General features: G+C 70.4%; 18 protein-coding genes. 7 read left to right on the top strand and 11 right to left on the bottom strand.

The window, feature by feature from the left end:
- Window positions 1-68: 68 nt before the first annotated feature.
- The 5 genes from M2157_RS08800 to glyA are packed head-to-tail and all read right to left on the bottom strand — an operon-like array spanning window position 69 to window position 6325.
- The gene (locus M2157_RS08800; RefSeq protein ID WP_280861266.1) at window positions 69-689 is read right to left on the bottom strand and encodes a sarcosine oxidase subunit gamma family protein; all 621 of its coding nucleotides are present in this window, start codon (window positions 687-689) and stop codon (window positions 69-71) included.
- A complete protein-coding gene (locus M2157_RS08795; RefSeq protein ID WP_280864936.1) occupies window positions 682-3507 on the bottom strand; it encodes a sarcosine oxidase subunit alpha family protein in 2826 nt (941 codons plus the stop codon). Before M2157_RS08795 ends, M2157_RS08800 begins: the two co-directional genes overlap by 8 nt.
- Complete coding sequence (locus M2157_RS08790; protein ID WP_037716130.1) at window positions 3504-3785, bottom strand: sarcosine oxidase subunit delta; 282 nt, start codon at window positions 3783-3785, stop codon at window positions 3504-3506. The genes M2157_RS08795 and M2157_RS08790 overlap by 4 nt, the downstream gene beginning before the upstream one ends.
- 18 nt (window positions 3786-3803) lie before the next feature.
- Window positions 3804-5024 carry a sarcosine oxidase subunit beta family protein gene (locus M2157_RS08785; RefSeq protein WP_280864935.1) on the bottom strand — a complete coding sequence of 407 codons (1221 nt, stop codon included), beginning with the start codon at window positions 5022-5024 and terminating at the stop codon, window positions 3804-3806.
- Window positions 5021-6325: a serine hydroxymethyltransferase gene (gene glyA, locus M2157_RS08780; protein ID WP_280864934.1), complete on the bottom strand. Its 1305-nt coding sequence runs from the start codon at window positions 6323-6325 to the stop codon at window positions 5021-5023. The genes M2157_RS08785 and glyA overlap by 4 nt, the downstream gene beginning before the upstream one ends.
- 95 nt (window positions 6326-6420) lie before the next feature.
- On the opposite strand from glyA, the gene M2157_RS08775 reads away from it, so the two are divergent.
- Complete coding sequence (locus M2157_RS08775) at window positions 6421-7080, top strand: GntR family transcriptional regulator (RefSeq protein ID WP_280864933.1); 660 nt, start codon at window positions 6421-6423, stop codon at window positions 7078-7080.
- Between the two features lie 128 nt (window positions 7081-7208).
- A complete protein-coding gene (locus M2157_RS08770; RefSeq protein WP_280864932.1) occupies window positions 7209-8564 on the top strand; it encodes an alpha/beta hydrolase in 1356 nt (451 codons plus the stop codon).
- Here the strand turns inward: M2157_RS08770 and M2157_RS08765 are convergent.
- The 3 genes from M2157_RS08765 to M2157_RS08755 all read right to left on the bottom strand — a co-directional run bounded on the left by M2157_RS08765 (window position 8553) and on the right by M2157_RS08755 (window position 14461).
- On the bottom strand, window positions 8553-10037 hold the full coding sequence (locus tag M2157_RS08765; protein ID WP_280864931.1) for a family 43 glycosylhydrolase: 1485 nt from the start codon (window positions 10035-10037) through the stop codon (window positions 8553-8555). The genes M2157_RS08770 and M2157_RS08765 overlap by 12 nt on opposite strands.
- Complete coding sequence (locus M2157_RS08760; protein WP_348541787.1) at window positions 10034-13324, bottom strand: discoidin domain-containing protein; 3291 nt, start codon at window positions 13322-13324, stop codon at window positions 10034-10036. Before M2157_RS08760 ends, M2157_RS08765 begins: the two co-directional genes overlap by 4 nt.
- Before the next feature lie 108 nt (window positions 13325-13432).
- Entirely contained in the window at window positions 13433-14461 is a 1029-nt protein-coding gene (locus M2157_RS08755; RefSeq protein WP_280861259.1) for a LacI family DNA-binding transcriptional regulator, read from the bottom strand.
- 173 nt (window positions 14462-14634) lie between these two features.
- Between M2157_RS08755 and M2157_RS08750 the strand changes: the two genes are divergently transcribed.
- Genes M2157_RS08750 through M2157_RS08730 form a run of 5 tightly spaced genes read left to right on the top strand, consistent with a single transcriptional unit; the run spans window position 14635 to window position 21794 of the window.
- Entirely contained in the window at window positions 14635-15948 is a 1314-nt protein-coding gene (locus M2157_RS08750; protein ID WP_280861258.1) for a sugar ABC transporter substrate-binding protein, read from the top strand.
- 32 nt (window positions 15949-15980) lie between these two features.
- Complete coding sequence (locus M2157_RS08745; RefSeq protein WP_280861257.1) at window positions 15981-16925, top strand: sugar ABC transporter permease; 945 nt, start codon at window positions 15981-15983, stop codon at window positions 16923-16925.
- A gap of 14 nt (window positions 16926-16939) precedes the next feature.
- Complete coding sequence (locus M2157_RS08740; protein WP_266510581.1) at window positions 16940-17761, top strand: carbohydrate ABC transporter permease; 822 nt, start codon at window positions 16940-16942, stop codon at window positions 17759-17761.
- A 7-nt stretch (window positions 17762-17768) separates the two neighbouring features.
- Window positions 17769-19643, top strand: a complete 1875-nt coding sequence (locus M2157_RS08735) for a beta-L-arabinofuranosidase domain-containing protein (protein WP_280864929.1) — start codon at window positions 17769-17771, stop codon at window positions 19641-19643.
- Window positions 19644-19685: 42 nt separating this feature from the next.
- On the top strand, window positions 19686-21794 hold the full coding sequence (locus tag M2157_RS08730; protein WP_280864928.1) for a beta-L-arabinofuranosidase domain-containing protein: 2109 nt from the start codon (window positions 19686-19688) through the stop codon (window positions 21792-21794).
- On the opposite strand, the gene M2157_RS08725 is transcribed toward M2157_RS08730, so the two are convergent.
- The 3 genes from M2157_RS08725 to M2157_RS08715 all read right to left on the bottom strand — a co-directional run bounded on the left by M2157_RS08725 (window position 21784) and on the right by M2157_RS08715 (window position 23831).
- Window positions 21784-22779 (bottom strand): glycoside hydrolase family 43 protein, encoded by a 996-nt coding sequence (locus M2157_RS08725; protein WP_280863729.1) that lies wholly within the window; start codon window positions 22777-22779, stop codon window positions 21784-21786. The two genes, M2157_RS08730 and M2157_RS08725, sit on opposite strands and share 11 nt — an antisense overlap.
- Before the next feature lie 80 nt (window positions 22780-22859).
- Entirely contained in the window at window positions 22860-23147 is a 288-nt protein-coding gene (locus M2157_RS08720; RefSeq protein WP_280861254.1) for a DUF1905 domain-containing protein, read from the bottom strand.
- A gap of 24 nt (window positions 23148-23171) precedes the next feature.
- Window positions 23172-23831, bottom strand: a complete 660-nt coding sequence (locus tag M2157_RS08715; RefSeq protein ID WP_280861253.1) for a TetR/AcrR family transcriptional regulator — start codon at window positions 23829-23831, stop codon at window positions 23172-23174.
- Window positions 23832-23868 lie beyond the last annotated feature (37 nt).

Genomic DNA, 23868 nt, shown 5'->3' with positions numbered 1-23868 from the left:
ACGCAGGTCGGAGGCCGTTTTCTCAGGGATGAGAAAACGGCCTTTTCCGTATGCCACGGGCGCGCCCGTCAGGCGACCCGCGGCCCGCCGTACTCGCTCATCGCGTCGATGAGCCAGCGGGCCAGATAGTCGGCGAACGAGGACCGCGGAAGCAGGCGGTACGTCGGAGAGTCGTCGAGCTGCCAGAGCAGTACCGCGATGGGGCCCACCGTGGTCGACACGGCGCGGGCGGGGCCGAAGGCGCGGGGGTGCAGGTCCAGCGGGCAGCCCTTCTCCAGCACCTCCCGGGCGGCCGGTCCGCTCAGCTCCAGTGTGGTGCGGTTCGCCGAGACGTCCACGACCGAGCCGGGAGCGCCGTCGAGGGCCTGCCGTACCTGGGCGGTCACGGTGCCCGGGTCGGCCCGGGACAGCACGAGCCACTCGTCGGGGCCGAGCCACATGATCGTATGGAGGCTGGAGGTGGCGGTGTCGCCGCAGCGGCGGGGGAGCGGCGCACCCAGGGTCCTGCCGATCCGGTCGGCCGCCTCGGACGCGGGGTCGACCCGCACGTTCACCATCGTGACGAACGGCAGCTCGGCCAGGGTGACGCCCCGGGCGCCGCTGACGGCGGCGGCGCCCATCCGCTCCTGAAGGTGGGACAGGGGGCTCGTGCGCAGGGCCACCGGTCCCTCCGTGATCGGTTCAGCCATCTCGCCGGGTCCCTTCGGGGTCGTAGAGGACGAAGTCGGTCACCTCGACCGGCACCAGGGCCTCGCCCACCGGGGCGAGCAGCGTCTGGCCCTTCCTCGCCTGTCCGTCGGCGACGAGGGCGAGGGCGAAGGGGCGGCCCAGGGCGGGGCTGTGGTAGCTGGAGGTGACGTGGCCGAGCATCGGCACCGGCACGGTCTCCAAGGAGACGCCCTGCGCGATGAGCTGGGTGCCCTCGGGCAGCCGGGTCGTGCGGTCGGCCGGGAGCAGGCCGACCAGTTGCTTGCGGTCGGTACGGGCGGTGTCGGCGCGGGCGAAGGACCGCTTGCCGATGAAGTCCTTCTGCTTCGACACCACCCAGCTCATCCCCGCGTCCTGCGGCGTGACGGTGCCGTCGGTGTCCTGGCCGACGATGATGTAGCCCTTCTCGGCCCGCAGGACGTGCATCGTCTCGGTGCCGTACGGGGTGATGCCGTACGGCCGCCCGATCGCGTCCACCTCCTCCCAGACCGCCAGGCCGTACCACGCGGAGACGTTGATCTCGTACGCGAGTTCACCGGAGAAGGAGATCCGGCAGATCCGCGCCGGGACACCGGAGGCCAGGGTGGTCTCGCGGAAGGCCATGAAGGGGAACGCCTCGGCGGACAGGTCGACGTCAGGGGCCAGGCTCGCGACGACCTCGCGCGACTGCGGGCCGACGACGGCGATCGTCGCCCACTGCTCGGTCACCGAGGTGCAGTGCACGTCGAGCTCGGGCCACTCGGTCTGCAGCCAGTCCTCCAGCCAGTCCAGGACGCCCGCGGCGCCGCCGGTCGTGGTGGTCATGAAGTAGCGGTTGTCGTCGAGGCGCAGGGTCACACCGTCGTCGAAGATCATGCCGTCGGGCTTGCACATGACGCCGTAACGGGCATTGCCGGGCTTGAGCTTCTTGAAGGCGTTCGTGTAGATCCGGTTGAGGAACTCGCCCGCGTCCGCGCCCCAGATCTCGATCTTGCCGAGGGTGGAGGCGTCCATGAACGCCACCCCCTCCCGGGCCGCCCGGCACTCGCGCGCCACGGCCGCGTCCATGTCCTCACCGGACTGCGGGTAGTACCGGGGGCGCTTCCACTGCCCGACGTCCTCGAACTCCGCGCCGTGCGCCACATGCCAGCTGTGCAGGGACGTGGTCCGCTCCGGATCGAACAGCTCGCCGCGCTCACGCCCGGCCAGGGCGGCGAAGGCGATCGGCGTGTACGGCGCCCGGTAGGCCGTGGTGCCGATCTCTCCGAGCGAACCGCCGAGGGCCTCGGCGATCACCCCGATCGCGTTGACGCCGGACGTCTTGCCCTGGTCGTTCGCCGTGCCGAGCGAGGTGTACCGCTTGACGTGCTCGACCCCGCGCATTCCCGCACCGGTGGAGCGCCAGACGTCGGCGACGGTGACATCGCGCTGGAGGTCGACGAAGTGGCTGTCCCAGGTGCCGGGCTCGCCGTCGGAGGCGGGCACCAGCCACAGGGCGCGCGTCGGGCCGGGTTCGCGCCGCGCGACCTCGGCCGGTACGGGCACCGGGAACCCTGCCGCTGTCGCCGCCAGCGCTCCGGCCCGTGCCCCCTCGGCCAGACAGCCGTCGTGGTCGTACGTCCCCCGGGCCGCCCCTACGACCTGCTGATCCCGTACGGCCCCGTCCGGCAGGAACGCGACGAGCCCGGAGTCCCAGCGCAGCCGTCCCTGGCGCTGGCTGTGCAGATGCACCACCGGGCTCCAGCCGCCCGACACGGCGAGCAGATCGCAGGTGAACGACTGCTGTTCACCGGTGAGCCGGCCTTCGGCGTCGAGAGCTCGGACGGTGACGCCGGTGAGCCGGTGCTCGCCCGCCGTACCGACCACCGTGCTGCCCGTCAGCACCCGCACCCCGGTCGCCGCGGCCACCTCGGCGGCCCGGTCGGACAGTTCGGGGCGCGCGTCCACGACGACGGCAACGGCGATCCCGGCGGCACACAGATCGGCGACCGTGTCGTAGGCACTGTCGTTGGTCGTGCTCACCACGGCCCGCGAACCCGGTGCCACGGCATACCGGTTGACATAGGTGCGCACGGCCCCGGCGAGCATCACGCCGGGCCGGTCGTTGCCCGCGAAGACCAGCGGACGCTCGTGCGCGCCGGCCGCGAGGACGACCTGGCGGGCCCGGATGTGCCACAGCCGTTGCCGCGAGACGCCTTCGGGGGCCGCCGCGCCGAGGTGGTCGGTGCGCCGCTGCAGCGCCAGCACATAGTTGTCGTCGTACGACCCGAAGGCCGTGGTCCGATGCAGTACGACGACCTCGGGCGCGGCGTCGAGCGCGGCGCGCAGCTCGTCGGCCCGCTCCTGGTCACCGGGCTCGGGCTGCTCGTCGACGAGGAGCACGCGGGCGCCGGAGGCGGCGGCAGCGGCGGCGGCCGCGAGACCGGCCGGCCCGGCACCGACGACCAGGACGTCGGTGTGGACGTACTTCTTGTCGTAGACGGCGGGATCCGGAGTGGGGTCGAGCCGGCCCATCCCGGAGAGCGTGGCGGCGGACAGGCCGTCGTACAGCTCGACGGTCGTGGCCGGGAGCATGCCCTCCGAGCACGAACCGCCCAGCTGGACCAGGGCGTTCGGCTCCTCGACGCCTGCGGCGACGATGCCGCGCGGGCGGGCGCGGTAGAGCGAGGGGGCGACCTCGACGAGCCCGTTCGCCAGCATCGCGGAGGCGAGGGTGTCGCCGGGGTGCCCGGCCAACTCCCGTCCGTCGACGGTGAATCGCAGCAAGGTGCCGCGGTCGACACGGCCGCCTCGCGGCAGCCGGAAGCGCTGGTCGGTCATCGGTTCCCTCCCGGGCGGGGCTCGTCGAGCCGGTACGAGGTCAGCACCTCGTGGGTGGCGGTGTCGCGCAGGACGTTGAACCAGCGGCGGCAGCCGATGCTGTGCATCCACCGTTCCGCGAAGGGGCCCTTGGGGTTGTCGCGGTAGAAGACGTACTCGGCCCACTGCTCGTCGGTGAGGTCGGCGGGGGACTCGGGGTGGGGGACATGGGCCTGACCGCCGTAGTGGTACTCGGTCTCGTTCCGCGGTCCGCACCATGGGCAGGTGATCAGCAGCACGGCGTTCTCCTCAATGCCTCAGTGGGCCACGGCTGCTGCGCCGTGTTCGTCGATCAACGCGCCGGTCGTGAAGCGGTCGAGGGCGAAGGGAGCGTTCAGCGGATGCGGTTCGCCCGTGGCGATGGTGTGCGCGAACGTCCAGCCGGCCGCCGGGGTGGCCTTGAAACCGCCGGTTCCCCAGCCGCAGTTGACGTAGAGGTTCTCGACCGGCGTGCTGCCGATGATCGGCGAGGCGTCCGGAGTGACATCGACGATGCCGCCCCAGGTGCGCAGCACATGCGCCCTCGCGAAGATCGGGAACAGCTCGACGGCGGCGGCCATCTGCTGCTCGATCACATGGAACGAGCCGCGTTGTCCGTAGCCGTTGTACGAGTCGACGCCTGCGCCCATCACCAGCTCGCCCTTGTGGGCCTGGGAGACGTACACATGCACGTGGTTCGACATGACGACGGTCGGATGCACCGGCTCGTGCAGCTCGGAGACCAGCGCCTGCAGGGGGTGGGACTGCACCGGCAGCCGTACGCCCGCCCGCTCGGCCAGCACGCTGCTGTGCCCGGCGGCCGCGAGGCCGACCCGGCCGGCGTGGATGCGGCCGCGGTTGGTGTCGACCCCCACGACCCGGTCGCCGTCCTTGAGGAAGCCGGTGACCTCGCAGCCCTGGATCAGGTCCACGCCCAGTTCGTCGGCGCGGCGGGCCAGCGCCCAGGCGACGTGGTCGTGCTTGGCGATGCCGGCCCGCGGCTGGAAGGTGGCGCCGAGCACCGGATACCGGGTCCGGGACGAGACGTTGAGGATGGGGCAGACCTTGGCGACCTCGTCCGGTTCCAGCCACTCGGCGTCGACCCCGTTGAGGCGGTTGGCGTTGACGCGGCGCACGCCCTCACGGACGTCCTGCGGGGTGTGCGCGAGGTTGAGGACACCGCGCTGGCTGAACAGGAAGTCGTACTCCAGCTCCTCCGGGAGCCGCTCCCACAGCTTCAGCGCGTGCTCGTAGATCGCCGCGCTCTCGTCCCACAGGTAGTTTGAGCGGATGATCGTGGTGTTGCGGGCCATGTTGCCGCCCGCGAGCCAGCCCTTCTCCAGGACGGCCACGTTGGTGATGCCGTGGTTCTTGGCGAGGTAGTAGGCGGTGGCCAGGCCGTGGCCTCCCGCGCCGACGATGACGACGTCGTACGAGGAGCGCGGCTCGGGGTTGCGCCAGAGGAAGTCCGGGTGTTCCGGCAGCGGTTCGGCGGTCATGCCGGGCCTCCGTCGAGGTGGGGGTAGAGCGGGAAGGCGGCGGTGAGCTTCTCGACCCGGGCGCGCAGTTCGTCGTCGGGCCGTTCGCCCTTCAGGGCCTCGGCGATGATGTCGGCGACCTCGCGGAACTCCGTCTCGCCGAAGCCGCGGGTGGCCAGGGCGGGGGTACCGATCCGCAGGCCCGACGAGACCATCGGCGGGCGCGGGTCGAAGGGCACGGCGTTGCGGTTGACGGTGATGCCGATGTGGTGCAGCCGGTCCTCGGCCTGCTTCCCGTCGAGCTCGGAGTTCCTCAGGTCCACCAGGACCAGGTGTACTTCGGTGCCGCCGGTCAGCACGGTGATCCCGGCCTCGGCGACATCGTCGGCCAGCAGCCGTCCGGCGAGGATCTTCGCTCCCCGCAGCGTGCGTTGCTGGCGCTCCTTGAACTCCTCGCCCGCCGCCACCTTGAAGGACACGGCCTTCGCCGCGATCACGTGCTCCAGCGGCCCGCCCTGCTGGCCCGGGAAGACCGCCGAGTTGATCTTCTTGGCCAGGTCGGCGCGGCTGAGGATGACACCGCCGCGCGGACCGCCGAGGGTCTTGTGCGTGGTGGTCGTGACGACGTCGGCGTACGGCACCGGGCTCGGGTGGAGTCCTGCGGCGACCAGACCGGCGAAATGGGCCATGTCCACCAGCAGATAGGCGCCCACCGCGTCGGCGATCCGCCGGAACTCGGCGAAGTCCAGCTGTCGGGGGTAGGCCGACCAGCCCGCGACGATCATCTTGGGCCGGTGGGCCAGGGCGAGCTGTTCCACCTCGTCCATGTCGACGCGCAGGTCGGATTCGCGTACGTGGTACGGCACGACGTTGTACAGCTTGCCCGAGTAGTTGAGGCGCATGCCGTGGGTCAGGTGCCCGCCGTGCGCCAGGTCGAGGCCGAGGATCGTGTCGCCGGGCTTGAGCAGGGCGAACATCGCGGCCGCGTTGGCCTGGGCGCCCGAGTGCGGCTGGACGTTCGCGGCCTCGGCGCCGAAGAGCTCCTTCACCCGGGCGATGGCCAACTGCTCGATGACGTCGACGTGTTCACAGCCGCCGTAGTAGCGGCGGCCCGGGTAGCCCTCGGCGTACTTGTTGGTCAGGACCGAGCCCTGGGCCTCCATCACGGCCGCCGGCGCGAAGTTCTCCGAGGCGATCATCTCGAGGGTGGACTGCTGGCGGTGCAGTTCGGCGGCCACGGCGGTGGCGACGTCCGGGTCGAGCTCGCTGAGCGGCAGGGAGAGCGGGGAGGCGGGCGTGGTGAGCGACGTACTCGTTGCCATCTGTGCACCATCCTGAGAGCCAGCTAATGAGCAACTGATATATCAGCCTCTGCGGTAAGGTATGGGAGCTCGCCGCACAGGTCAAGGGGGCATCCATGCAGCAGGTCGCGACCCAGCTCGAGGAGCTGTCGCTGGCGGAGCGCGCCTACCGCGCCATCCGGGACCGGCTCGTCATGCTCGAGATCCGCCCCGGCGCGCCGATCAACGAGGAGCAGCTGGGGCAGTCCCTCGGCGTCGGACGCACACCCGTGCGCGAGGCGCTCAAGCGGCTCCAGTACGAACGCCTGATCACGACCTACCCCCGCCGCGGCACCTTCGCCACCGAGGTCAACATCACCGACCTGGCGCACATCTCCGAGGTGCGCCAGGAACTGGAACCCCTGGCCGCGGCGCAGGCCGCGCGGCGCGCCACGGCCACCGACCGGGCCGACCTGACGGCCCTGCGGCGGGAACTCGAAACCGCGGGGACCCCCGGGCGGGACTCCGGCGAGCTGATGCACCTGGACCTCCAGGTCCACCGCGCCATCTACACCGCCACGCACAACCCCTACCTGGAGGACACCCTCGTCCGCCACGACAATCTGGCCACCCGCATCTGGTGCCTGTTCGTCGACCGGCTCGCCGACATGGCCGGCCATGTCGAGGAGCACGGACCGCTGATCGAGGCGATCGTCGCCGGTGACGCCGACACTGCGGCGCGGCTCGCCCGCAGTCATGTCGAGGGCTTCGAACAGGCGATCCGCGAGGCCATCTGAGCGGCGGGTCTCTGCAGTGCCCTCCGGGCTGATCAGGTGCGCGGCCGACTCCGGGTGCGGGCCCGTCAGGTTGGGGGCGTACGTTGTCATCCGGCGTCTGTGGGCGGTCAGTTGAGAGGACGACGGAAGTGACGGGAAGTCTGTCTCGTAGGGCGGTGCTGGGCGGTGTGGCCGGTGGGGCCGCGCTGTTTGCGGCGGGAGCCGGGTCGGCCGCGGCCGCCGGACCGGTCCGGGAGCCGTATGTCCCGCTGACCGTGGGCGGTGGGGGCGGTCCGGTGGGGACGGACCGCGTCCATGTGCTGAAGGTCGGCCCCGACACGGCCCGCACGGTGCTGGTGATGGTCCCGGGGATGTTCGGGGCGGCGAACGACTTCCGGTGGGCGGCCCGGGACCTCGTCGCGGCCGTGCCGGGAGTGCAGGTGTGGGCGTTCGACCGGCGGGAGGAGAACCTCGCCGACCGTTCGGGCTTCCGCACCGCCGACCCGGTCGCGTACTACCTCGACGGCCACTACCGTACGCAGGACCCCGCGGCCTCCGCCTTCGCCGCCGGGTGGGGCCTGACCCGCACGCTGGAGGATCTGCGCGCGGTCGTGCGGACCGCCGCCCGGGGCGGTCGGCGGGTGGTGCTCGGAGGCCACTCATGGGGAGCGACCACCGCCATGGCCTACGCCGCCTGGGACTTCGACGGCTGCCCCGGATACCGGGACGTGGCCGCTCTGGTGCTGGTCGACGGCGGAGTGCGCGGTGCGTTCGACGGGACCGGGGAGCCGGTCGCCGACTCACCGGAGCAGGTGAAGGAGCGGCTGGCGGCCATCGAGGGCGGCGCGGTCTTCGACATGACCCTGAGCGCCGTGGGACTGGGTGACCGGGCGGAGAGCACCCAGATCTGGTACCAGCTCGCGGGCTGGTACGCCCATCGCGACCCGGACGGCCCCTCGGTCCTGCAGCCCCGCATGCCCGACGCCCTGCGGCCGCCGGTCCCGGTCACCAACGCGGCCCTCCTGGGCACCCTGGTGGACGCCGGCATCGGCTGGCCGAACGACATCAGCGTGCACTCGGGACATCTGGCCGACAGCGGTGAACCGCGCGGCTGGGTCGACACGGGCATCACCCCCATCGGCCGGGTCGCCACCGCGTACGCGGGCGGCCCCGAACCGGCCGTATGGGAGTGGTACTGGCCGGCCCGGCTGTCGGTCGACCTCGACGTCACCGACCCCTACGCCGACACCGACACGGCCCGCTCGCTGGGCCTGCGGCTGAAGCACGCCGCAGGCCTGGACGTCCCGCTGTACGCCTTCCAGACGAGCTACGCCCAGGGGACGATCGTCTCGGCGGCCCGTGAGGTCGTGGCCGACTCGCGCATCCCGTACGCGACGTACGAGACGGACAACGGGATGAACCACCTGGACCCGCTGTTCGCCGCCCCGCAGCACAACACGTTCACCCGCAGCCTCGCACCGTTCCTCGCCGGCCTACTCCCCTGAGGGCGCGGTCAGTGTGACCCCGAGAGCCACCGGGGTGCCGAAGTTCGGAGTGCCGTCGGCGTTCCAGGTGAACTTCTGCGCCCTGGTGGTGCGGTTCATGTCGCAGCCGCCGCTCGCGGAGCTGTTGGCGTGGTAGACGATCCAGTCCTCGGTGCCGTCGGGTGACTTGAAGAACCCGTTGTGGCCGGGGCCGTACACGCCGTTGGCATTGGACCGCTGGAAGACCGGGTTCGGCGACTTGACCCACGAGGAGGAGCTGAGCGGATCACCGCCGTTGTAGGTGAGCATTCCCAGCTTGTAGTCGGGCGTGGAGCAGTGGCTGGCCGAGTAGACGATGAACGTCCTGCCGCCCCGCTGGAGCACCTCGGCACCTTCGTTGACCGCGCCGCCCACCGTTTCCCAGCTGTAGGTGGGCGTGGACAGCACACGCCGGGTGCCGCTCGCGGTCCAGGGGTTGGACAGCGGCCGGATGAACATGGGCTGTGAGCTGTTGTAGAAGGTGCCCAACAGGTAGAGGCGGCCGTTGAGTTGGAGGATGCCCGGGTCCAGTTCCCAGGTGTTGTCCTGGGTGGGGTCGAGCAGGTCGGCCTTGAAGCTGTAGGGGCCCATGGGGTCCAGTCCGGCGCTCTCCAGCACATGGATGCGCTGGGTGCCGAGGTCGTACGGCTCGCGCCCGGCCGTGTAGTAGAAATACCACCGCTTCCCGTTGGGCCCGTCGAGCAGGTGGAACTCCGGAGCCCACATCGTGCCCGCTCCGTTGGGCCGGGTCAGGTTGAAGATCACCTGGTCGGGGGCGGTGGCGAGCCCTGCGAGGGTGCTCGCCCTGCGCATGGTGACCGTCGAGTTCCAGGTCGTGGTGGCGAGGTAGTAGGAGCCGTCGTAGTACGTCAGCCAGGGGTCGGGCCCGTGCTGGGAGAGCGGGTTGGTGAAGGTGCCCGGGCCGGTGCCGCCGCCGGTGAAGGCGGGCAGTCGCCACACCCGGCCGCCACTTGTGGCGCAGGGCAGTTGCACCAGGTTGGTGTTCGAGGCAGACGAACCACCGCTCGGCGCAATGCACTTGCCGGAGGCGACGGACACCAGGTTGAAGGTCCTGTCGGTACCCGCGACCGTCACCGGGACGAGCCGCCACTGCTGGTTCGTCCCGCCGTGGCAGGGCCACTGGATGATCGCCGCGTTGTCCGCCGTGGAGGCGCCGTTGACGTCGACACACTGACCGGACCGGGTGGTGATCGTGTACGTGTCGCTCGTACCGGAGACGGGTGTGTGGACGATGTTCTGGTCGGCGCCCGACGAGCAGGTGAATGCCCGGAGTTGAGTCCCCGCGGTCGTCGAACCCCCGGGCAGGTCCAGGCAGTTGCCGCCGTTCTGGTTCACCGCCGTCGAGGTGAAGGTGACGGCGGCGGACGCGGGCGGTGCGACGAGCAGGGCCGTTGCCAGCACGAGCAGGGCCAGGAGGATTCTGGATCTGGTCACGGGCCGTACACCTTTGCTTCGAGGAGGCCGACGGAGTTCGTGCCGTTGCTCGTGAGCAGCACCCGCAGCCGGGTGGTGTCGGTGGCGGTGAAAGTGACGCTGTTGTACTGGTTCTTGGCCAGCGGATAGCCGCTCGCCCCCGGCACGTCGACGTACGCGCTGCCGTTCCAGTACTGCAGCTTCCAGGAGGCGGGCACGTCGATGCCCTGGTCGTCGTCGAAGAAGTACACGTCGGCCTTGTTCAGGGTCTTCGCCGTCGGCCAGGTCAGTTCGGCCCACTGCTGCCCGGTCTCCGGCCAGGTGCCCCAGCGCGGGTTGACGGTGTCGTTGGACGAGGGCGGATCGATGCCGTCGTTGACCGCCGAGACACTCTCCCAGGAGGAGGTGTACGACGCCGAAGCCGTCGCCGATGCCGCCTGGTTGGCCGGTGGCTGTACCCCGCCCCGGTTGAACACCTTGACCTCGGTCAGGCCGGTCCTGGCGCCGGACGCGTTGGTGGCCAGGATGCGCACACGCTGGGCGCTGATCGCCGGGAACCGCACCAGGTTGTAGTTGGCACGCGGTGCCGCCGGACTCTTCGTCTGGCTCGGGGCGTCCACCCATGAACTGCCGTTGTGGTATTGGACCGTGTACGCCGACGGCGCCCGGTAGGTCGTACTCGCCGGGCGGCTGTCCTTGAAGTACAGACGCACCTCGTTGAGCGTGCGGGCCGTGCCGAAGTTCAGCTCGTACCAGTCCTGGGCGGCCGATCCGCCGGCGCCCCAGAACGGTTCGTTGGTGGGGTAGCCGTCGACCGCGCCGCCCACCGTGCTGCCGGAGCCGGTGGAGGAGGCGGACACGGTCGCCCCGGCGGCGAGGTTCGTCAGGTCGGCGGTGAGGTCGACGCCGGCCTTGGCGAGCATGTCGACCATGCGGGGGCTGTCCTGCACGACCTGGTTCGGCGCCTTGAGCCCGGCGACGGCCGTGTGGTGGGTGACCGTGCCGCTCGTGGTGACGGCACCGGTGGCCGGATCCCAGGTGAAGGGCACCAGCGAGCCGACCGTGGCGACCCGGTTGCCGTTGACGTAGATCGAGTAGCCCTCCGGGATGCCCGGGTAGCGCACCACACCGTCGGCCGGGTCGTCCCAGACGATCGACAGGTCGGCGCCCCGGTAACGGAGGTTGTTGACCGTGAAGTGGTCCCAGCCGATGTCGATGGGGGAGAGTTCCACCTTGGCGTCGTTGCGCGGCCGCAGCCCCGCCACGTCCTCGATCACTGTCCAGTTGCTGCTGCCGAGGATGTTGTGGTGGATCCACGAACGGTAGGTGATCGCGCTGCCGTTCCAGTCCGCCCAGAACTCGTTGGCGTCCGGCCACCGGGTGTCGCCGCCGACGTACTGCGCCCAGGCGTTCCAGTAGAGGAGCTTCTTGTAGTCGGCCGCCTTCATCCAGGAGTTGGGATAGTTGCGCAGCACCGAGGAGTAGAGCCGGAACTGCACGGTGGAGTTGATGGTGGAGAAGTTGTTGGAGCCGGGCTCGCCCGCGTCGGCGGCCGCCTTCTTGTCGACCTGGTTGGCCGTGTAGAAGGGGAAGACCGGGTACTGGGCGGGGTCGTCGTAGAGGCGCAACGCCTGCTTGTACGTCGCCGTGTCGGGGACTGCCCCGACCGAGAACGGGTAGTAGTTGTTGATCTCCTTCCAGGGCACCCACTCGTTGGTCGACTTCAACCGGTGCTCGAACAACTGCCGGTTGGGGTTCCAGAGCACGTTGACGATGGCGTCCTTGATCTGGTTGGCCAGCGTGCGCATCTCCGCTGCCTTGGCCGTGTTGCCGGTCGCCTCGTAGGCCTGGGCGGCGGCGAGAGCCCCGCTGTACTGGTAGGCGGACTCGGCGCGGTCCATGTTCCCGGGCTTCCAGTGGAAGGAGACGGCGTCGGCGTCGTTGCCGGTCAGGGCGCCCCAGTCGTATTCGATCAGCCTGTTGTTGTCGTGGTCGTAGTGGGCGAGCTGTCCCTTCACGTCGCCCTCGGCGTAGTGCGCGAGTTGGCCCGCGATCGCCGGCTGGCCGCCGTGGATCTGATAGCTCTTCCAGGCCGCCTCAGCGATGTACTGGGTGTAGCTGTTCGACCAGTTCGCCGGATCGCCCGGGTTGTCGAGGAAGCGGCCGCCCTTGGAGACCTGGCCGACGCTGAGCCAGTCCCCGTAGGAATAGGCCGGGTTGCGCAGGTATTTGAGGTCGTCGATGTGCATCGGCTGGGTCAGCGCGATCGCGTTGTTGTAGCCGAGGACGCCCTCGGTGGAGGTCGGGAACTGGAAGGTCTGCCCGGGGATGTCGGCGTCGAGGTTGTTGAAGCGCATCAGCCACCAGCGGTAGTAGATGTTCTTCTTGATCGCCGGTTCCGGTACGTCGATGTAGGGGACGTTCTGTGCCCACCACAGGTTGTAGGCCCGGACATGGGTCGCGAAGGCGGTCGCGTTGGAGTGGCCCGCGTAGGCCTGGTACTCGCTGAGCGACTCGGGGATCTCGTCGGTGACGAAGCCCATGACCACCTTGGCGTTCGCCGTGGCCCCGGCCGCGATCGTCACCGACCGGTTGAGTCCGCCGCCGGACACGCTGAAACCGTCGCCGGTGAGCCGGGGCCGGACGGTGGTGAGGTTGTTGTAGGCGTTGACCTGGCCGGTCAGCTCGCTGCCGGTGCCCGTGGTGGCGTACGGCGAGGTCGCCCGCAGTTGCAGGGTGGTCGGGCTGCTGCCGTTGTTCTTGATCGACAGGTTCGTCACGGCGACGTTGTTGTCGGTGATGAACTTGGTCTGCTCGACCGACACCGAGCCGCTGGTGTGGACGCTCTTCCAGTGGCTGGGCGTCTGACGGCGCTGGGAGACCTGCTCGGTGAAGGTGCCCGGCGTGATCGCCACCGTGTAGGCGCTGCTGTCGTTGATGCTCTCCCAGTAGGCGACCTTGCCGGCGAACCCGAGCCGGGCGGGGTCGTGCTCCTTCATGAAGAGCGCCCGTCCGCGGCTCATCAGCCAGGGCCCGGCCGGGTCGTCGCCGGTGCGGGCCAGCAGCCGGTCCATCCAGAAGTCGGTGCCCGAGCTCTCCGCGTCGTAGATGGCCCGCATCATGTCGCCGGTGGTCTGGGCGACGGGCGGGGCGGGGATCGCGGGCCCGGTGAAGGTGGGGAACCCGATGGTCTGCGCGGCACGGGCGGGGGCCGCGAGAGAGACGGAACACAGCAGGAGCGCCAGGATCACGAGGAGGCGCTGGGGTACGGTCCCGGTTCGCCTTCGCGGCGCAGTTCGTCTTCGCATCGGATGCTCCCCTTTGCTGAAACGACCTAAAAGGTTTTCGCAACGTAGGAGCGAGCTGATGGAGTGTCAAGAGAGGTCGTTGGGGACCGAGTTCGGGAACCGCATGGTTCAGGACAGGTGAGCCGTGGACCCCCGGATCACCACCCGGCACGGCAGCGTCTCCACCCCCGAGCGGGGAATGCCGTCGATCGCCCCGAACAGTGCCTGGGCGGCCGCCCGCCCGACCTGCTCCAGGTTCATGTCGACGCTCGTCAGCGGCGGCCGGGACGCCGAGGTCAGGACCTGCCAGTTGTCGAAGCCCATGACCGCCACGTCCTCCGGTACCCGGTGCCCGCGCTCCCGCAGGATCTCGATGACCCCGCGCGCGATCTGGTCGCTGCCGCACAGCACCGCGTCCACGTCGGCGTGCCGCTCCAGCAGCATCGCGGTGGCCGCCCGCCCCCACCCCTCCGACCATTCCGCGAACCGCGGTTCCCCGACGAAGTCCAGCCCCGCGCCCACGAGCGCCGCCCGGGCGCCGTCCGCCCGGTCCCGCGCGGCGAGATAGCCCGGGTCTCCGGTGATGTGCGCGATCCGGGTACGGCCGCAGGCCAGCAGATGCTCGACCGCGATCCGGCCCGCGTCCACGTTGTCGGGCACGATCGACAGATCCGCCGGGTCGTCGGAGGGCGCGTACGCGTACACGACGGGAACGGGCAGGTCACGGCCCAGGGAGGGGCGTGGATCGGTCCGGCTGCCCACCACGATCAGCCCGTCGACCCGGCGCCCGAGCAGCGCGCGCACATGGTGCTGCTCGCGGATCGCGTCACCGCGGGCGTCGCACAGGAACACCGCGACCTCGCCCGCACCGAAGGCGTCCTCGGCCCCCATGAGGATCGGGATGCTGAATCTGCCCTCCAGGTCGCTGGTGAGCAGTCCTACGGTGCCGGTCCGCCCGGCGAGCAGTCCCCGGGCCAGCTGGTTGGGCCGGAACGACAGCCGCTCCGCCGCCTCGATCACCCGCTGCCGGGTCTCGGCGCGCACCTGGCTGCGGCCGTTGAGGGCCTTGGACGCCGTGGCCACCGAGACGCCGGCGAGCCGGGCGACGTCGGTGAGGGTGGCGGTGTGCGAACGAGCGGGGCCGGGGGCGGGTGTCATACGGGGTCTCCTGTCTCGCGTCGCGCACTCTCAACCGTACGCGAGAATTTTCGCTCGCCCACCTGAACTCGTTGTTCTGCGCGGGGGATTGACGGGCACTGAGCTCGGTTCTAGCTTGACGAAAGCCTTTTCGGCTCGTTTCTTCCGGGTGCTCGTCACGAAGGGGGATCGTCATGGGGAGCCCGTTCGGATCGCGTGGACCCGTCCGCCGACTCGTCACCGCCGCAGTCGCCCTGGCCGCCACCGTCGGCCTGGCCACGGCCTGCGGATCGGGGGACGACGACCCGGGCGGCGGGGGAGGGGGTACAGCGGACGCGAAGGGCGTCGACGACGGCGCCACGCTGACGATGTGGACCCGCGCGGCGACCCGCCCGCAGAGCGAGGCCCTGGTCAAGGCGTACAACGCCCACCACAAGAACAAGATCGAACTGACCGTCGTCCCCACCGACGACTACCAGGCCAAGGTCGGCGCGGCCGCCGGCTCCAAGGACCTCCCCGACCTCTTCGCCTCCGACGTGGTGTTCGTCCCGAACTACACCTCCAGCCGGCTCTTCGCCGACCTCACCGACCGCATCGACGCCCTGCCCTTCGCGGACGACCTCGCCCAGTCGCACATCAAGGCGGGCACGTACGACGGAAAGAAGTACGTCGTCCCGCACACCCTCGACCTCTCGGTGCTCTTCTACAACAAGGACCTCTACCGCCGGGCGAAGCTCGACCCGGACAAGCCGCCCACCACTCTGGCCGAATGGGACCGACAGGCCCGGGCCGTGGACAAGCTGGGCGGCGGCGTCAGCGGCACCTTCTTCGGCGGCAACTGCGGCGGCTGCGGCGTCTTCACCTGGTGGCCGTCGATCTGGGCCGCCGGCGAGGACGTACTGAACAAGGACGGCACCGAGGCCCTCCTGGCCTCCGACACCGCCGAGAAGGTCTACGACACCTACCGCGGCTGGGTCCAGGACGACATCGTGGCCCCCGGCGCCCGCGACGAGACCGGGGTGACCTGGACCGGTGTCTTCCCGAAGGGCAAGGTCGGCGTGATGCCCATGCCGTCGACGACCCTGGGCCTGATGCCCAAGGACCTCGACCTCGGTGTCGCCCCGATCCCCGGACCCGACGGCGGCAGGTCCACCTTCGTCGGCGGGGACGCCATCGGCATCTCCGCCACCAGCGACAAGACCGACCAGGCCTGGAACTTCCTCGCCTGGTCCCTGGGCGACGAGGCACAGGTCGACGTGGTCGCCGCGCACAAGGACGTGGTGGCCCGCACCGACCTCGCGTCCAACAAGTACTCCAAGGCCGACCCGCGCCTGGTCACCATCAACCAGCTGGTGGGGGACGGCCGTACCCCTTACGCCCTGAAGTTCGGCCAGACCTTCAACGACCCCAACGGGCCCTGGCTGACGCTGATGCGCGACGCCGTCTTCGGTGACGCGGCGAAGGTCGAGAAGGACAACGAGGCCGTCACCGCCTCACTGACCGACTGACCATGCCGCAGGGCCTACGGCTGAGGAGGGACATGCAGGTGAAGGCACCGGACCGGGAGGCGGTCGAACCCCTGGTCCGGACGGAACACCGTCAGCGCCGCCTGTGGCATTCCCGCACCCTCCAAGGCCTCGGATACGCCACCCCGACAGCCGTGTTCGTCGCCGTCCTCTTCGTCCTGCCCCTCCTCCTAGTCGGCCAGATGTCGCTCCACGACTGGCCGTTGCTCGCCGGCGACCAGGGTGGCAACACCCCCGAGAACTACACGGACGTCGCCGACAGCACCCTGTTCTGGCCCGCGGTGCGCTTCACGCTCCTCTACACGGGGATCGTCACCGTCGTCCTCCTCGGTCTCGCGCTCCTCCTCGCGCTGCTGGTGCAGGAGTCCCGCCCCGGCACCGGCTTCTTCCGCACGGTCTACTTCCTGCCGGGCGCCCTCGGGCTGGCCTCCGCCTCCCTGCTGTTCTGGGGCATGTACAGCCCCACCACCGGCCCCCTGAGCCGCCCCCTGGAGGACCTCGGCCTGGTCGACGGCCCGGTGTCCTTTCTCGGCACACCGACCTCCGCCCTGCTGTCGACGGTGTTCCTCGTCGTCTGGAAGTTCGCCGGCTTCTACATGCTGATCCTGCTCGTCGGCCTCCAGCGCATCCCGCACGAGCTGTACGAGGCGGCGCGCATGGACGGCGCGAGCCGCGGCCAGATCTTCCGCTCCATCACCCTGCCGCTGCTGCGGCCCTCCCTCGCCCTGTCCCTGCTGCTGTGCGTGACCGGATCGCTGCTCGCCTTCGACCAGTTCTTCGTCCTGACCAAGGGCGGCCCGGACAACAGCACGGTGACGGTGGTGCAGTTGATCTACCGGGAGGCGTTCCAGCGGCTCGACCTCGGTACCGCGGCGGCCCTTTCGATCATCGTGCTGGCCGCGCTGCTCCTCCTCAACGCCGTGCAGTTCCGCGGTCTGCGGCACGCCGACGAATCATGAAGGGAGACCGCGCCGTGCGCACCCGGGCTCTCGGACAGACGCCGTACTACGTCGTCGCCTCCGGCCTTGCCGTCATCTTCCTCTTCCCGCTGCTCTGGAACACCTGGGCCTCCGTCAGCGCCCAGCCCGGCACCGCCCAGGAGTCCGGCTACGGCTTCGGCAACTACCGCACACTCCTCGACTACGACGCCGGACTGTGGCGCTACCTCCTCAACTCGACCGTCGTCTCGGCCCTCACAGTCGCGCTCACCGTCGGCGTGTCGCTCCTCGGCGGCTACGCCTTCGCGCGGTTCAGCTTCCCCGGCAAGAACCTGCTGTTCCTGCTGACCCTGGCCATCCTCATGGTCCCGTACGCCACCCTCCTGATCCCCCTCTACGTCCTCCTCGGCCGTCTGCACCTCCAGAACTCCCTGATCGGGCTGAGCCTGGTGCTGGCCATGTTCCAACTCCCGTTCGCCACCTTCATGATGAGGATCTCCTTCGAGGCGGTCCCCCGCGAACTGGAGGAGTCGGCCCTCGTCGACGGCTGCGGCACCGCGGGCGCCCTGCGCCGGGTGCTGCTCCCGGCGGTGCGGCCGGGACTGATCACGGTGGGCCTCTTCGCCTTCCTCGCGGCCTGGAACGACTTCATCGCCCCGCTGATCCTCATCTCCGACAGCGAGAAGGCGCCCCTGCCGCTGGCCGTCGCGAATCTGCGCCAACAGAGCATGGGTGCCGTCGACTACGGCGCCACCGAGGCGGGCGTGGTGGTCCTCGCCGTGCCCTGTCTCCTCGTTTTCCTGCTTCTGCAACGGCACTACGTGCGCGGGTTCATGTCGGGCGCCCTGAAGGGATGACGCGTTGATGTCGACGTCGAAGGCGAACACGGACCTTGTCGTACCGGTCGCACCGAGTCGCGGCCGGCTACGGCCGCTCGGCCTCGACGAGGTCCGGATCACCGGCGGCTTCTGGGCCCGGCGCAGGGAGGTCAACGCCACCGCCACCCTCGACCACTGCCGCGACTGGATGGAACGCGTCGGCTGGACCGGCAACTTCAGCGCGCCCGTGGAGGAGCGGCGCGGACGGGAGTTCGCCGACTCCGACGTCTACAAGCTGCTCGAAGCGATGGCCTGGGCAGGCACCGGCTCCGACACGATCACCGAGACGATCGCCTCCGCCCAGGAACCCGACGGCTACCTCAACACCGCCTTCGGCCGCCCCGGCCGGCAGCCCCGCTACAGCGACCTCGAATGGGGCCACGAGCTGTACTGCTACGGCCACTTGATCCAGGCGGGCGTGGCGCAGATCCGCACCCGCGGCGAGGGCGAGCTGGCCAAGATCGCCCAGCGTGCCGCCGATCACGTGTGCGCCGCCTTCGGCCCCGGCGGCATCGACGGCGTTTGCGGCCACCCCGAGATCGAGACGGCCCTGGTCGAACTGGCCCGGGCGACCGGCGAACAGCGCTACCTCGACCAGGCGGCGCTCTTCATCGACCGCCGGGGCCGAGGCAGGCTCGCCGACGGCGAGTTCGGCCGCGCCTACTACCAGGACGACATGCCCGTCCGGCAGGCCACCGTCCTGCGCGGTCACGCCGTCCGCGCCCTGTACCTTGCGGCCGGTGCCGTGGACGTCGCCGTGGAGACGGGGGACGAGGACCTCCTCGCGGCCGTCGTACGGCAGTGGGAGAACACCGTCGCCCGACGCACCTACCTGACCGGCGGCATGGGCTCCCACCACCGCGACGAGTCCTTCGGCGACGACTTCGTCCTCCCGCCCGACCGCGCCTACTCGGAGACCTGCGCCGCCGTCGCCTCCGTGATGCTCAGCTGGCGCCTCCTCCTCGCCACCGGCGAACCACGCTTCGCCGACCTCGCCGAACGGACCCTGTTCAACGTCGTCGCGACCTCGCCCTCCGAGGACGGCCGCTCCTTCTTCTACGCCAACACCCTGCACCGCCGCCGACGCGGCACCGTCCCGGTCGCGGACGCCGTGAGCCCACGCGCCGAATCGAGCCTGCGCGCCCCCTGGTTCGCGGTGTCCTGCTGCCCGACCAACGTGGCCCGCACCCTGGCCCTGCTGCCCGCGTATCTGGCTTCCGTCGACGACCACGGCATCCAGCTCCACCAGTACGCGGACGCCGAGATCTCCGTCGACGGCATCGCCCTGCGCGTCCGCACCGACTACCCGTCCGACGGGACCGTGACCGTACGGATCGCCCGGTCCCCGGACCACCCATGGACCCTGTCCCTGCGCGTCCCGGCGTGGACGGAGGGTGCCACGGCCCGGCTGGTCGACGCGGACGGAACCCGCCGCGCCGTCGCCCCGGGCGCGGCGACGGTCACCCGCGTCTTCCGCCCCGGCGACGAGATCCGGCTCGAACTGCCCGTCGCCCCGCGCTGGACCGGGCCGGACCCCCGCATCGACGCGGTACGCGGCACGGTCGCCGTCCAGCGCGGCCCCCTGGTGTACTGCGCCGAGTCGGTGGACCTGCCGGACGGACGGGAGGTCGACGCCGTGCGGGTGGACACCGCCGCCGAGCCGGTGGACGGACCGGACGGCACGGTCGTGGCGCCGGGTGAACTCGCCGAGCCGCACGACGAGGAGTGGCCGTACCGGCCACCGGACCAGGCAGAGGTGCCCGCCGCCGAGCGTCAGGGGATCGTGCTGGTGCCGTACCACTCCTGGGCGAACCGCGGCCCGTCGACGATGCGTGTGTGGCTGCCGACGACCCGGCGCTGACGAGGACGAGCACAGACGAGACCGACGATCGGAGAACTGGGCATGCCTCAACCCCCCACCCGTAGACATGTGTTGGGCCTGGCCGCTGCAACAGCGGCCTCCGTGCCCCTCGCGCAGATCGCCACCCCGTCCTACGCCGCCGCGGCGCCGGACTGGGCCGTGCAGCCGTTCCCCCTCGACCAAGTGACCCTCGGCGAGGGCGTGTTCCGCCGCAAGCGCGACCTCATGCTCGACTACGCCCGCTCCTACCCCGCCGACCGCATCCTGGCCGTCTTCCGCGCCAACGCGGGCCTCGACACCCGCGGTGCCCGGCCGCCCGGCGGCTGGGAGACCGCCGACGGCAATCTGCGCGGCCACTACGGCGGCCACTTCCTGACCCTCGTCGCCCAGGCGTACGCCGATACCCGGGAGACCGCCCTCAAGGCCAAGCTCGACCACCTGGTCACCGCGCTGGACGAGTGCCGGCAGGCCTTCGCGGAGCACGGCTCACCGAAACCGAGCCATCCGGGCTATCTGGCGGCGTACCCGGAGACGCAGTTCATCCTGCTGGAGAGCTACACGACGTACCCCACGATCTGGGCGCCGTACTACACCTGTCACAAGATCATGCGAGGCCTGCTCGACGCGCACACCCTGGGCGGCAACCAGCAGGCGCTGCGGATCGCCTCGGGGATGGGTGACTGGGTGCACAGCCGCCTGAGCCGGTTGCCCAAGGCCCAGCTGGAGCGCATGTGGTCGATCTACATCGCCGGTGAGTACGGCGGAATGAACGAGGTGCTGGCCGACCTGTACGCCCTCACCGGGCGTCCCGAACACCTCGCCGCCGCCCGCTGCTTCGACAACACCGCACTGCTGGACGCCTGTGCCGAGAACCGGGACATCCTCGACGGGCGCCACGCCAACCAGCACATCCCCCAGTTCACCGGCTACATCCGGCTGTCCGACCACACCGGGGAGCCGCGGTACGCCGCCGCGGCCCGTAACTTCTGGGGCATGGTCGCAGGCCCCCGCACCTACAGCCTGGGCGGCACGGGACAGGGCGAGATGTTCCGTGCCAGGGGCGCCGTCGCGGCCACCCTGGGCGACAACAACGCCGAGACCTGCGCGACGTACAACATGCTCAAGCTGAGCCGACAGCTCTTCTTCCGCGACCCGGATCCCCAGTACACGGACTACTACGAACGCGGCCTGACCAACCACATCCTCGCCTCCCGCCGGGACGTCCCCAGCACGAGCAGCCCGGAGGTCACCTACTTCGTCGGGATGGGCCCGGGAGTGGTGCGCGAGTACGACAACACCGGAACCTGCTGCGGTGGCACCGGCATGGAGAACCACACCAAGTACCAGGACTCGATCTACTTCCGCTCCGCCGACGGCACCGCCCTGTACGTCAACCTCCACGTCGCCTCGACCCTGCGCTGGCCGGAACGCGGGCTCGTCGTCGAGCAGAGCAGCGCCTATCCGTACGAGGGCGTGCGTACCCTGACCTTCCGCGAGGGCGGCGGCAGACTGGACCTGAGACTCCGCATCCCCTCCTGGGCCACGGCAGGCGTCACCGTCACGGTCAACGGCGTACGGCAGCGGGTCGCGGCGGCGCCGGGCAGCTACCTCAGCCTGAACAGGGACTGGCGGACCGGCGACCGGGTCGGCCTCTCCACCCCCTACCGCCTGCGCATCGAGCGGGCCTTGGACGATCCGACGGTCCAGTCGCTCTTCCACGGCCCGGTCCTGCTGGTCGCCCAGAGCCCGGCCACGGCCTTCCGGGAGTTCTCCTTCTACAAGGACCTCACACTCCGCGGCGACCTGGCCGACGCGATCCGCCCCGAGGGCCGCCCGCTGCACTTCACCACGCACGGCCTCACCCTCGCCCCCTTCCACCTCGCGGACGACACCCGCTACCACGCCTACTTCAAGCGCGCCGAACCGCTCATCCTCTTCGGCCGGAGCGACTCGGGCGTCCCGAACCGGGCCCGCGGTGACGGCCTGACCTTCCTCGACGTGCTCTGGGCACAGGCGCCCTTCGCGTCCTCGGGAGTGTTCGTGCAAGCGGTACGCGCCCTTGCCGGCACCTGGGCCTCCGAAGGGCTGCTGAGCACCACCGAACGGGACCGGGTGATCACCGCCGCACAGAACGCGCGCCTCAGGCGGTGATGTCGTCGCCGTCCAGGTCGGTGCACTGCCGCAGCACCCGCAGCTCGTCGCCCTCGACCTGCATCTCGTACAGCTTGCCGCGGGCGTTCTCGAAGGGACGGTGAAGGATCATCATCAGCCGGCCGTCGAAGGTCCAAAACAGCATCCCGTGCCCGCTGTCGTCCCGGACCAGCGGCCGGCGCTGCTCCCAAGGGCCGGTCAGCTCACCGGACTTGGAGACGGCGTAGGTCTGCACGTAACCGCCGCTGACGGTGCCGTCCGCACCGGCCGTGTTCTTCTCGTACGTCGACCACAGCATGAGGAGGGCACCGTCAGGGGTGCGGTGGAGCTGCGGGCCGTCGGTGACGTAGGGCGCGAGCTGGTGCGGTACGCCCGCGGGGATCTGTTCACCGAGCCAGAACGCGTCCGAGCCCTTGAACAGAAAGACGGGCTCGCCGACCGTCGCGGTCAGATCGGGAGCCAGGCGGACGGCTTCCATCGTCCCGTCGACGGTCTGCAGCCACTCGTGCGCGTACACCATCCAGGGCTGCCCGGCCGGATCGACGTGGAGCGTGCCGTCGAGGGTCATGAGACGCGCGGGCGGAGTGGGTCCGGACGGGTCGACGACGGTGAAGGGCCCGAGCAGCGAGTCGGACACCGCCGTGATCGTGCCGCGCGCGTGGTTCGGCAGCTGGAAGGGCGTGCCCCACCGCTCGGCCGGTGGCACCGGCAGCGCCCGGCCCTCGTCGTGCAGCGTGGTGAACAGGTAGTACCTGCCACCCCACGCGTGCACCTCCGGCGCCCACCCGCCGTCCCGGGCCCAGATCCCCTCCTGCTCGTCCGTCCGGAACACGACGACGGGCCGCGCCCAGTCCCGCAGATCCCGACTGCGGTAGACCATCGTCCCGACGCCCTCCACCCCCGACACGGACGGCTCGTTGGAGGTGTAGAGGTGGTACGTCCGCGTCTCGGCGTCGGCGACGACGAACGGATCGTGCAACGGCATGTCGGGCAGCCGCAGGGGCTCGGTCTCGGTCACGGCTGCACGATACGTGTCGCTGGTCGTGGTGCCGGAGACCCGTAGGCCTAGAAGCGGACCGTCATCTCCACCCTCACGTCGTCCCCCGCGTCGAGCCCCTCCGGCCTGCGCACCGCGTTCTTGAGCGGCAGCAGATAGCCGCCGTCCTTCGGGAACAGCGACGTCGTGAAGGTGACCTCGCCGATCCGGGCCTCGACCGGGATCACGCCCCAGCCGTAGGTGGCCATCCGGGCCACCTCACCGATGTCGGCGGACTCCTGGTCGGGTACCGGGACGAAGTAGTAGGGCGACGGGCCGCGCCATTCGATCACCCGGCCGGTGAAGGTGAGCTGCATCGGACCCCCGTTGCGCAGAAGACGTCAGGACCCGTTGTACCGCGCCGCGATGTCCGTGAGATAACCGCGCAGCAGGATCTTGGTCTCCTCGAGCAGCGCCTCGTCCCCCTTCGTTTCCCGGCGGAAGGCCTCCTGGGCGAGGGCGTCGGCGGCGAGGATCGCGGCGTGGCAGACGCGGGCGAGGGTCTCGTCGTCCTCGGCGAGCCGCAGTGCGAGCAGGATGCGGCGGATCCCGTCGGCCATCCGGCGCTTGTGCTCGCGGTCCGCGGCCCGGGTCCGCTCGGTCAGTCCGCTGCCGAACCACAGGGCGCGGAAGCCGTGTTCGGTGCGGTAGATCTCCGCGTACGCGTCGATGAGGACGCCGACCGGGTCCTCCCATTGCTCGGTGGCCGCGGCCTCGACGAGCGCGTCCATCGCCGCTTCCAGCTTGGCGAAGTAGCCGGCCGCGAGCGCGTCGATGATCGCCCCGCGGTCGGGCAGGTACTGGTACAGCGAGCCGACCGACACCCGCGCCTCGGACGCGATCCGGGTCGTGGTGAGCGACTCGACGCCCTCCTCGACCAGGATGCGCTCCGCGGCTTCGAGAACCCTGGCCAACCGGGCCCGGCTGCGGGCCTGTTGGGGAGTGCGGCGCAGGGAGGCGACCCATGCGGCCGGGTCGGCGTCCGGGGTGGACTCAGCCACGGGACGACCTCCGCTCACTCACGTGACCACCTCACGC

This window comes from Streptomyces sp. SAI-127 (assembly GCF_029894425.1).
In the GTDB taxonomy this organism is placed as follows: domain Bacteria; phylum Actinomycetota; class Actinomycetes; order Streptomycetales; family Streptomycetaceae; genus Streptomyces.
This window is presented reverse-complemented; position numbering and strand designations above follow the sequence as displayed.